Source organism: Piscibacillus halophilus (assembly GCF_900110685.1).
Classification (GTDB): Bacteria; Bacillota; Bacilli; order Bacillales; family Alkalibacillaceae; genus Piscibacillus; species Piscibacillus halophilus.
In genome coordinates, this window is sequence record NZ_FOES01000010.1 from 65,898 (window position 1) to 75,796 (window position 9,899).

General features: G+C 37.2%; 17 protein-coding genes. 11 read left to right on the top strand and 6 right to left on the bottom strand.

Going from position 1 to position 9,899, the window contains the following annotated elements; all coding sequences use genetic code 11:
- Positions 1-7: 7 nt before the first annotated feature.
- The gene (locus BMY57_RS06810) at positions 8-985 is read right to left on the bottom strand and encodes a M23 family metallopeptidase (RefSeq protein WP_091773276.1); all 978 of its coding nucleotides are present in this window, start codon (positions 983-985) and stop codon (positions 8-10) included.
- A gap of 84 nt (positions 986-1,069) precedes the next feature.
- Between BMY57_RS06810 and BMY57_RS06815 the strand changes: the two genes are divergently transcribed.
- Entirely contained in the window at positions 1,070-1,375 is a 306-nt protein-coding gene (locus BMY57_RS06815; protein ID WP_091773277.1) for a YutD family protein, read from the top strand.
- A 24-nt stretch (positions 1,376-1,399) separates the two neighbouring features.
- Here BMY57_RS06815 and BMY57_RS06820 read toward each other — a convergent pair whose 3' ends face one another.
- Both BMY57_RS06820 and BMY57_RS06825 read right to left on the bottom strand, forming a co-directional pair.
- The gene (locus tag BMY57_RS06820) at positions 1,400-1,687 is read right to left on the bottom strand and encodes a hypothetical protein (protein WP_091773278.1); all 288 of its coding nucleotides are present in this window, start codon (positions 1,685-1,687) and stop codon (positions 1,400-1,402) included.
- 43 nt (positions 1,688-1,730) lie between these two features.
- On the bottom strand, positions 1,731-2,003 hold the full coding sequence (locus BMY57_RS06825; RefSeq protein WP_091773279.1) for an SAV0927 family protein: 273 nt from the start codon (positions 2,001-2,003) through the stop codon (positions 1,731-1,733).
- Positions 2,004-2,154: 151 nt separating this feature from the next.
- Here BMY57_RS06825 and hepT point away from each other — a divergent pair, with 151 nt between their 5' ends.
- Together hepT and nucF are read left to right on the top strand one after the other, a co-directional pair.
- Positions 2,155-2,601, top strand: a complete 447-nt coding sequence (hepT, locus tag BMY57_RS06830) for a type VII toxin-antitoxin system HepT family RNase toxin (RefSeq protein ID WP_091773280.1) — start codon at positions 2,155-2,157, stop codon at positions 2,599-2,601.
- 2 nt (positions 2,602-2,603) lie between these two features.
- Positions 2,604-3,368: a 5' nucleotidase NucF gene (nucF, locus tag BMY57_RS06835; protein ID WP_091773281.1), complete on the top strand. Its 765-nt coding sequence runs from the start codon at positions 2,604-2,606 to the stop codon at positions 3,366-3,368.
- Here nucF and BMY57_RS06840 read toward each other — a convergent pair.
- Positions 3,365-3,862 (bottom strand): phosphatidylglycerophosphatase A family protein, encoded by a 498-nt coding sequence (locus tag BMY57_RS06840; RefSeq protein WP_439895786.1) that lies wholly within the window; start codon positions 3,860-3,862, stop codon positions 3,365-3,367. The genes nucF and BMY57_RS06840 overlap by 4 nt on opposite strands.
- A 70-nt stretch (positions 3,863-3,932) precedes the next feature.
- Between BMY57_RS06840 and BMY57_RS06845 the strand changes: the two genes are divergently transcribed.
- Positions 3,933-4,892, top strand: a complete 960-nt coding sequence (locus BMY57_RS06845; protein ID WP_091773283.1) for a 2-hydroxyacid dehydrogenase — start codon at positions 3,933-3,935, stop codon at positions 4,890-4,892.
- Positions 4,893-5,088: 196 nt separating this feature from the next.
- On the opposite strand, the gene BMY57_RS06850 is transcribed toward BMY57_RS06845, so the two are convergent.
- On the bottom strand, positions 5,089-5,313 hold the full coding sequence (locus tag BMY57_RS06850) for a NifU family protein (RefSeq protein ID WP_091773284.1): 225 nt from the start codon (positions 5,311-5,313) through the stop codon (positions 5,089-5,091).
- Between the two features lie 147 nt (positions 5,314-5,460).
- Between BMY57_RS06850 and BMY57_RS06855 the strand changes: the two genes are divergently transcribed.
- The 7 genes from BMY57_RS06855 to BMY57_RS06885 all read left to right on the top strand — a co-directional run bounded on the left by BMY57_RS06855 (position 5,461) and on the right by BMY57_RS06885 (position 9,515).
- Complete coding sequence (locus BMY57_RS06855; protein ID WP_091773285.1) at positions 5,461-5,787, top strand: YuzD family protein; 327 nt, start codon at positions 5,461-5,463, stop codon at positions 5,785-5,787.
- A 46-nt stretch (positions 5,788-5,833) separates the two neighbouring features.
- The gene (locus BMY57_RS06860) at positions 5,834-6,073 is read left to right on the top strand and encodes a DUF1450 domain-containing protein (protein WP_091773286.1); all 240 of its coding nucleotides are present in this window, start codon (positions 5,834-5,836) and stop codon (positions 6,071-6,073) included.
- Positions 6,074-6,084: 11 nt separating this feature from the next.
- Positions 6,085-6,945 (top strand): diaminopimelate epimerase, encoded by an 861-nt coding sequence (gene dapF, locus BMY57_RS06865; protein ID WP_091773287.1) that lies wholly within the window; start codon positions 6,085-6,087, stop codon positions 6,943-6,945.
- Between the two features lie 55 nt (positions 6,946-7,000).
- Positions 7,001-7,357: a HesB/IscA family protein gene (locus tag BMY57_RS06870; RefSeq protein WP_091773288.1), complete on the top strand. Its 357-nt coding sequence runs from the start codon at positions 7,001-7,003 to the stop codon at positions 7,355-7,357.
- Between the two features lie 142 nt (positions 7,358-7,499).
- The gene (locus BMY57_RS06875) at positions 7,500-8,006 is read left to right on the top strand and encodes an RDD family protein (protein WP_091773289.1); all 507 of its coding nucleotides are present in this window, start codon (positions 7,500-7,502) and stop codon (positions 8,004-8,006) included.
- Between the two features lie 188 nt (positions 8,007-8,194).
- Positions 8,195-8,695, top strand: coding sequence for an RNA polymerase sigma factor (locus BMY57_RS06880; protein WP_091773290.1), 501 nt, complete (start codon positions 8,195-8,197; stop codon positions 8,693-8,695).
- On the top strand, positions 8,688-9,515 hold the full coding sequence (locus tag BMY57_RS06885) for a hypothetical protein (RefSeq protein ID WP_091773291.1): 828 nt from the start codon (positions 8,688-8,690) through the stop codon (positions 9,513-9,515). The genes BMY57_RS06880 and BMY57_RS06885 overlap by 8 nt, the downstream gene beginning before the upstream one ends.
- On the opposite strand, the gene BMY57_RS16570 is transcribed toward BMY57_RS06885, so the two are convergent.
- Positions 9,404-9,899 (bottom strand): transposase (locus tag BMY57_RS16570; RefSeq protein ID WP_439895787.1); only part of this gene is annotated, 496 nt, incomplete at its 5' end. The two genes, BMY57_RS06885 and BMY57_RS16570, sit on opposite strands and share 112 nt — an antisense overlap.

Genomic DNA, 9,899 nt, shown 5'->3' on the forward strand with positions numbered 1-9,899 from the left:
AATCAAGTTACTGATTACGTTCCCAGCGTTTAAGGTAAGGGTACGGGTCATAGGCCCATTCGTGTTTCCCATTATCTTTGTACATACCATAATGAAGGTGAGGTGGGAATTTCCCTGATGTTCCTTCAGGGCCGTAACCTGATGCCCCAACATAACCTATGACATCACCCGGTTCAACAATATCGCCTTCCTCAATACCTTCAGCAAATGCGTTTAAGTGTGCATAGTAATGATAGATGTTATACATATCACGAATACCAATTCGCCATCCACCAAATCGGTTCCAACCTTTTATTTCGACTACACCGTATGCCGAGCTACGGACTGGTGTGCCATAGCTCGCAAAAATATCAGTTCCTTCATGAATTCGTCGGCCACCGTACCCTCTTGTATCACCCCAAGTTGATCGATAACTGTAGTTATTCCATTTTGGAATAGGAAAAGCTCGTTCACTTAAATCAATCGTGTTAAAATGGCGAAATAATTTAGCTATTTCTGTAATGATTTGAGTGGCTTTTTCTCGTTCGTAATGAGCAGTAATCGCCGATTCCATGCTGTGATCCATGGCGATTTTTTGCTGTATTTCCAAAGCAAGCGTATATAAAACATCTTCATCATTTGTCGGATCTGCAATGCCATCACCATTCCCATCTTTACCAATTCCACCAAATAGTGCAAGTGTTGATTCTTCTTCTTGATGATTAGAGTGTGGAGGGAGAACTCCGTACCATTTTTCTAAAGGAATTTGAACACCCGTGATTCTGTCTTCGTCATTGTTTTTGCGAATATTTCGTTCATATTGATCCATTGCTGCGATGTAGTACCATGGAACTTGAGTCAGTGCTTCTATCTTCTCGTAAAGAGATTTTCTTAGAGTCGCTTCATCCAATTCTTCATTTTCTTTCGCTGAAACGGACTGTAATGGTATGGTTAATATGAAGGTTAGTAAGATGAATGCGGTTATTCGTCTATGTAGACGGTTCATGTTAAAATCTCCTTTAGTTAGTTGTACTTGGTTGTTATACTGTTCATTTATTTAAAAAAAATGTACTCTTTAAAATAGGAAAATATGGTACACTATTATGTATCAGAGGTGATAGCTGTGGAATTTCTAGGACAACGATATGAACTCGTCCTTGATCATAAAGAAGGATTTCAAGAAGAAGCCATAGAGGAACGGTTCAGCGATATATTATTGAAATATGATTTTATAGTAGGTGATTGGGGTTTTGGACAACTTCGTCTAAAAGGCTTCTATGATGATCAAAATCAAAAAGCAACATTTGATACAAAAATTTCTACGTTAGAAGATTACTTATACGAGTACTGTAATTTTGGATGTTCGTATTTTGTTATTAAAAAATTTGATGGTTAAAAAGAGAATGACCCCAAAGTGAGGTCATTCTTTTTCGTCTCTTGTAATCCCTTCATCATCCGGAAAATCTTGTGGAACATGAGCTCCAGGGAATTGTCTTGGTAAATCCGCGTGAAGTTCTTTATTTTCATAGGCATAAGCCGAATGGTGACGTTTCGATTCTTTATTTGGATAAGGTCTTAAAGGTTCATCTTTATTAATCGGACTACCGTAATTCCCTTCAGGAAACTCTTCAGCTACTTGATAATTATCTTGAACTTCAACAGGTGTAAAATCATCTTGTTGATCTTTGATTCTTCGACTTTTTCGCATAAAAACGCCTCCTGTACCATTAGTTTGTGCAGGAGGCATTAACTTATTCTAAGACTTCTTTTAAGAATTGATAAATTTCATCTGATTCATATTCGTTAACGTTGAAGGCGTGGGCTAAATATTCACTGTCTTCAATTTTATCCTTATGTACTTTAGTGTATCTCGAACCTTGGTCATCAATGATGACAACTTCTCCTTTTTGATTTAATCGTTCGCTTGTCAGTAGGATTAAATCATAACGACGTGTATCTGTTTTAACACTTACGTACCGTAATTCTGCTTCTTCCTTTACGTCTGAGATAATATCAATATTCAAATGTGTCGCCTCCTCAACAAGTGTTGTCATTATTTTAGCAAATTATATTTCTTATGTCATAATATAACTGTATGTGAGTTCGTTTCATGATTATAATGTGATAATATAACGTATTGAATCATATTTTACCTTATTGAAGGAGTGAATTTCATTGTATTTTGTAGATCGTGGTCATATTGAACAGACATTATTATATATGAAAGGGTTAATTGAAACTTATGAACATCAACCAAGTGAATCGTTTTTAGAGAAATTAGGAACAGAACGATTAGCCCAAATGGTTATCGAATCAATTATTGATGTTGGAAATATGATGATTGATGGATTTATTATGCGAGACCCTGGGAGTTATGAAGATATTATCGATATTTTAGTCGATGAAGAAGTCATTCCGAAAGAAGATGAAGCAGCATACAAAGAAACGATTGGTTTAAGAAAAATGTTAGTACGTGAATACACCAATGTTAATCATCAGCAAATTGACGAAGTGTTATCTAAAAATGTGAAAACATTAGAAAACTTTAGACCGTATGTGTTAGATTATCTTGAAAAAGAAATGGGACCTGTAACTACTTTTAAAAAACGTGAGGAGTCTTAGCATTGAAGAATTACAAAAGTTATTTAATCGATTTAGATGGCACCATGTATAAGGGTAAATCAAAGATTCCGGAAGCAGATGGATTTATTCAAGAGTTACAATCACGAAATATTCCATTTATGTTCGTCACGAATAATTCTTCAAGAACGCCAGAAGTGACCGTTGAAAAACTTAAGAACTTTGGAATTCATGCAGACGTTAATCAAGTGATGACCGCATCTTTAGCGACGGCAAATTATATTCAACAAGAAAAACCTGATGCAACAGCATTTGTCATAGGTGAAGTGGGCTTAACTGAAGCTTTAGAACAAAAGGGGATTCAAATTGTTGATCATAATCCAGACTATGTTGTAATAGGGATTGACCGACATAATACATATCGGAAAATTAGGGATGCGTGTTTATTTGTTCAAAACGGAGCTAAATTTGTAGCGACAAATCCTGACATTAAAGTTCCGACTGAAAAAGGTTTAGTCCCAGGGAATGGAGCTTTTGTCAATTTAATAGAGAATGTAACAGGCATCAAGCCAGAAGTTGTTGGTAAACCTTCTGGCCTCATGCTTCAAATAGCTTTAGATAAGCTAGGCATCCCAGTTGAGGATGCCATTATGGTCGGTGATAACTATCACACTGATATTTTAGCTGGAATTCGTGCAGGTATGGATACACTACACGTTCAAACCGGTGTCACCACTAAAGATGAGTTAACACAGTTTGGTACACAGCCTACTTATACGATTGAGACTCTATCTGAATGGTTTAACTAATCATCAATTGAGCTCATGGCATCACTTTGGCTGTGAGCTAAACGACTAGATGCAGCGGCTGCAATGGCACCGACAATATCATCTAAGAAAGTATGGCATCCATTGCTTTTATCATTTAGTTGCTGAAGGATGCCAGGCTTTACTTTATCGATATAACCATAGTTCGTAAAACCGATTGAACCATACACATTAACAATGGATAAAGCAATGACTTCATCAATCCCGTATAAACCTTCATCTTGTTCTACTATCTGTTGTAGTGGTTCATCTAATTCATTTTTTTCTGCTAATTTGTCTAACTGGATCCCTGTTAAGATTGCGTTTTGAACTTCACGTTTCTGCAATACTTTTTTGACATTTGCCAAGCATTCTTCTTTAGGTAAATCTTCGTGATAATCTTTTTGTAAAAAGTAGACAAGGTCTGCAATTTCATCAAGTTTCACATCACGTTCTTCCAAGGCTTGTAATGCTTTATTTTCTAAATCCATTATCATCACACCTATCCTGTTTAGTTTTTATTATTTTACTCCATTGACTTAATAATATAAAGGAGGTTTGGAATTGATGTCTAAAATATTTATCACTCGTCAATTACCCGAAACAGCGATTGCTAAACTTAAGGATTCATTTGAAGTTGAAATGTGGCCCTATGAAGATCACCCTGTGACAAGAGAGGAGCTCATTAAGCAAGCCGAAGATGCTGATGCTTTGCTAACGATGTTAACCGAGACAGTTGACGAAGAAGTATTTCAAAAAGCTAAACGATTAAAGGTTGTTGCGAATTTGGCAGTTGGTTTCGATAACATTGATCTTGAAGTAGCCAAAAAGCACGATGTAACGGTAACAAATACGCCTGATGTATTAAATGAGACGACAGCGGACCTAACCTTTGCATTATTATTAGCTACGGCACGTCGCATTCCTGAGGCGGTTGATTATATAAAAGATAACAAGTGGAATACATGGTCCCCATTCTTATTAGCTGGTTCAGACGTTCACCATAAAACGCTGGGAATTGTAGGGATGGGGAATATCGGCCAAGCGGTTGCTAAAAGAGCGACAGGTTTTAACATGAACATTTTATATCATAACCGTTCACGGAAAAAACAAGCTGAAGTGGAGCTTGGTGCCAGCTATGTGAGTTTCGATGAGTTGATCACCCAATCTGATTTTGTTGTTTGTATGACCCCATTAACAGATGAAACAAAGGACATGTTTGATGAACACGTATTTCAAAAAATGAAAAAGTCAGCAATCTTCATCAACTCTTCCCGAGGCGGGGTAGTGGATGAAGAGGCTTTATATCAAGCTTTAAAAAATGGAGAGATTAAGGCAGCTGGTTTAGACGTATTTAAAAATGAACCGATTAACCATGAGCATCCGCTATTAGAGCTTGATCAAGTCGTAGCTCTTCCTCATATTGGCTCAGCCAGTGTTGATACTCGAATGAAGATGGTTGAGTTAGCCGTTGGTAATATTGATAGAGTTTTAAATGGTAGGGAGCCTTTGTCGCCAGTTCATTAAAAATTTTTTGGTCCATGTCACTAGTTTGATGGGACATTTTATTAACTTTATGAGACAAAATTTTTGTCTAAAGTGGTCATTGAATAAAATTTATGAGGTATTGAACTATTTTTATGAGCCATTTCGCTAAAATTATGAGACATTAAAAAAATCGCATGTGACAATGTCACATGCGATTTGTACTGATTATAGAGTATTAGAAAATTTGTTCTACTTCTTTAACTCCAGGTACTTCGGCGCGTAAAGCACGTTCGATTCCAGCTTTTAATGTAATTGCTGAACTTGGGCAGTTCCCGCAAGCACCTTTTAAACGTAATAGTACAATGCCGTCGTCGTCCACATCGACTAATTCAACGTCGCCTCCGTCACGAAGTAAAAAAGGGCGTAGTTTTCCAATGACTTCTTGTACTTGTTCAAACATCGTTCATCTTCCCCTTTCTTATCCATATTATATCATGAAATCGATAATTTTCTAACCGTTTCAAATAAATTATTGAGAATCATTATCATTGTACCTATTTTTTTAATTGGTGTAAAATATAATTAACTGAAGACTAGGAGGGAAAGTATGGGGGAGAACATCGAACTGACTGTATATGGGGCAGAGGTCTTATGTCCTAGCTGCGTGAATTTACCGAGTTCAAAAGAGCAGTATGAATGGTTACAAGCAGCCATTGGTCGTAAATTTGGAGAATCTAACGTGACTTATAAATATATAGATATTTTTAACCCGCCAGAAGAGGGACCTTATAAGGAGTTTGCTGAGAGAGTTATTGAAGAAGATATGTTTTATCCAGTTGTATTAGTGGAGGATGAGGTCGTTGGGGAAGGTAATCCGAAGCTAAAGACGGTATATAAAGCATTAGAAGAGAGAGGATTAGAACCGCAAGCTTAAGAGCTAGTCATGGGTTCAATCAACCAGGATTTAAGGGAGTGTCTATATGAACCCAATTGTAGAATTTTGTATAAATAATTTAATGAGCGGATCGCAAGAAGTATATGATGAATTATCGCGTGATCCTGACATCGATGTTGTAGAATTAGGGTGTACAAGCCATTGTGCATTATGTTCGATGACGTTATTCGCACTTGTTGAAGGCGTCTGTGTAACTGCGGAGACACCTAAACAGTTATTAGATAATATTTATAAACAACTAGAAGAAGATGAACCGAGTATATAGGAGACATGAACATGAAGATTCCATTTACGAAAATGCACGGGTTAGGAAATAGTTATATTTATATAGATGGTTTTCAAGTTGAATTAGAAGAAGATCGATTACCAGAGCTTGCTAAAGCAGTATCTAGTGTTTATACAGGAATTGGATCAGATGGTTTAATTTTAGTATTACCGTCAGATGTGGCCGATGTAAGGATGCGAATTTTTAATAAAGATGGTTCCGAAGCGATGAACTGTGGGAACGGCCTTCGATGTGTCGCAAAATTAGCTTATGATCGAGGGTATGTTGACCAAACTGAATTTACAGTCGAAGCTAAATCAGGTGTGGTTAACGCAGCAGTTGAAGTCAATCACGACACTGTTCATAACGTAACAATTGATATGGGCCAGCCGATATTAGAAAGAGGTCAGATTCCAATGGTCACATTAACTGGAGATGAGCAAGACCACGTCATCCAAGAGCCTTTTTTAGTTGGTGAAGAAAACTTATATGCGACAGCTGTTTCTATGGGAAATCCGCATGTCGTTTTTTACGTGGATGATATTGCAGATGCACCTATTGATACTGTGGGGCCGTCAGTCACCAATGATCAACGTTTTCCAGAAGGCGTTAATGTTGAATTTGTTGAGGTGCTTAACGATCAAGAAATTAATTTCCGCGTGTGGGAAAGAGGTTCTGGCATCACGCAGGCATGTGGTACAGGAGCGTGCGCGGCTGTCGTTTCCTCTGTTTTAAACAAACGCGTGAAAAGAGGAGAAGAAGTTATGGTGCATCTTGATGGTGGTGACTTAATCATTACTTGGAAGGACAACGGCCATGTTTTGATGAAGGGGCCAGCTGTAACAATCGCAACTGGTGAATTTTACTTGTAGATGATTTGAATGAGTAGGTACAGGTTAGTATAATGATGATAAGGAGGTATGTCGTATGGCAATCCAACTGACAGATCAAGCATTGTACCAAGTAAAGGAAATGCTTAAAGAAGAGTCGGCAGAAGAAGTATACTTACGCTTCGGAGTTAAAGGTGGAGGCTGCAGCGGGCTTTCGTATAAATTAGGTTTTGACTATGAAGTAAAAGAAACAGATGAGTTGTATGAGGACTTTGATGTACCGGTTGTGATCGCAAAGATGGACCGACCGATTGTTGAAGGCACCACGATTGATTTTAAACAAAACATGATGGGCGGCGGATTTACGATTGATAATCCGAATGCCATTGTATCGTGTGGTTGCGGCTCTTCATTTAAAGCGAAAGATCGAGAAGGTACACCTGAGAAGTGTTAATAGAGGCTTGTTGTCATTTGACAACAAGCTTTTTTATGTAAAATAAGAATTGTTCAGACGAAATGATCCATTGTCATAAAAAAAGATATATAATGTTCTTAAGATTTATGTAATTAAGTAGGTTCTAAAAAGGGGGGATCATATGCAATCTGTTGCGATTAGAAAAAGGCGGTTTATGGCTCTTTTGATTGACTGGTTATATATCAGTGCGTACCTCATCCTCCTTTTCGGTGTCATGCAAATAGTTTATTGGCTCGCTTTTAATGGCATTCCTACTTTTTCATATCTACAATCTCAACTCATTGCCACCTTCACCTCAGTAATTCCAGTCATCATCATATTCTCAATCATGGAAGGGTCATTTCAAGCGGCTACATTTGGTAAACGTTTCAACCATTTAAGAATTAGCTATCCTAATCATTTCAAGAGCAGAAGTGTAATACGGAATATGGTAAAATTTTTACCTTGGCAATTAGGGCATATGGGAGTCATTCATGGGATGTATAAGGACTTTAATTGGTTTGCTATGACTCTGATTTATGTTTCGATGTTGCTAGCAGTTCTTTATATTATGATGGTTCTTATACGACAGGATCAACGTCATCTGCCAGACTTACTTGCTGGAACCTTTGTTGAAAAAAGTAGTTAGAGAAACAAGTAGGGGGATCTCAGTTGTTATGAGGTCTTCTTTTTTTGTCATGAAAGAAGACGGAATGATTCATGAGTTACATGGAACACTTTTAAACAAGTGTTTTGCAGTGCCAAATTTTTAATTTGTTGTAATATTATGATATTCGCAACGTCTATTATTTAGAAAGTGACTAAGGAGGAAGGACCATGGACGAAGAACTGATCACCGAATGGTTTGACCGCTATGCGGATGATATATATCGATTTTTAGCTTACTACACATCTTCACCAGATGTAGAAGATTTAGTTCAAGAAGTTTTTATAAAAGCAATTGACCGTTTTGATTCTTTTAAAGGAAATTCAAGCCCTAAGACTTGGTTATTTACCATAGCTAGAAACTTAGCTATAGACGAAGCAAGAAAACGAAAAAGACAAGATTGGCGAAAATTAATTAATACTTACCAAAGCGAAAACGAACAATCACCTGAAGAATTGTACCAATTAACCGAATCGAAATCTCAATTGTATGAGGCCATCCACAAATTAAAACCAACTTATCGTGATGTCATTATTTTAAGAGGAATCGAAGAATTGTCGATTGCTGAGGCCGCTGATGTTTTAAAATGGTCTGAAAATAAAGTGAGAGTAACATTCTATAGAGCATTAAAAGCATTGAAGTTAAAGGTTGGGAGGGTCAGCTATGACTAAACAAGATGATCAATTATTGGATGAACTTAAGGAGCTAAAAGTCATGGGTTCTATTGACCAAGTGAAAAAAGAAGAGATGAGATTAAATATAACTAACTATGCTAAGAAAAAGCGGGTTCAACAAAGAAGAAGGCGTAAAATGGTATGGGCGTCTACCGCAGCTGCTGTACTGCTTTTTGGAGTGATTGTTATGACTATGGTGAATCAACAAAATATAACCGTTGATGAACCTGAATCAACCACTCCAGCTGAAGACCAAGACGAGGGTAATGAAACACAAGAAAATGAGCAAGTTGAAGAACCGCTAGAGGATTCAGAAAATGAAACAGAAACTCCTGGGGAAGAAGAGGAAGATTTCGATGTTGAAGTAGCTGGGACAGAAGAGTCAACAATCGTCATTGAGGGAATGGAAGAAGCAACGACAGTCACAACCTTTCATATTAAATCCCATAATATTAGTTATCAAGTGGATGAGTTATTAGGGGAGTATGAAATTAATGAAAACCAAGTGATTCATTCTACGGATCATATTGTTGGAGATATTGTTCCGCCTGAGATTACAGTAGAAGTCATAGATAATACAGATTTAGACACATTTGTATCTGAATTGGATTATGATGGAGAGCCGACTCCTTTAGATATGGAAGAAAATTCATATGAGGGTGTAGAACTAGAACAAGGTGATCCACCAAATGGTTATTACGCATATCAAATCAACGATGATGTCTTGTATATACAATTTAAGTATGACATTGAAGCGAATGATGGGATGGGTCCAAGGTTGCAAGCATTAAAAGAATCAATCCAGGAAATAGAATAAACACCCATAGAATCGAAAAATACCCTTATAGAAAACCTAATAACACCCATAGAAAGAGGCTGGGACATAACTAGCCTAAAATAACGTAAAAAAGGCACCAACCATAAAAAGTATGGTTTGGTGCCTTTTTTCTGCTTTGTTTCGTTATATGCCCAGCTTGTTTTCGCGTTCATGGTGGTGAACTTTCTTAGATTCACCGCCATGAACGCAAATCCTAATTCATTTTTCACCTTCTCTTTGCCCCTAACAGACATTCGAGAGAAGCGCAAATTAGCCTTCAGAAATCCAAAAACAGGTTCAACATCTACTTTTCGTTTGCCGTATAGTTCACCCGTTTTTTCTTCCGAAAGCTTTTCCCTTGTATATGCTTTTTGTTGTTCCCAT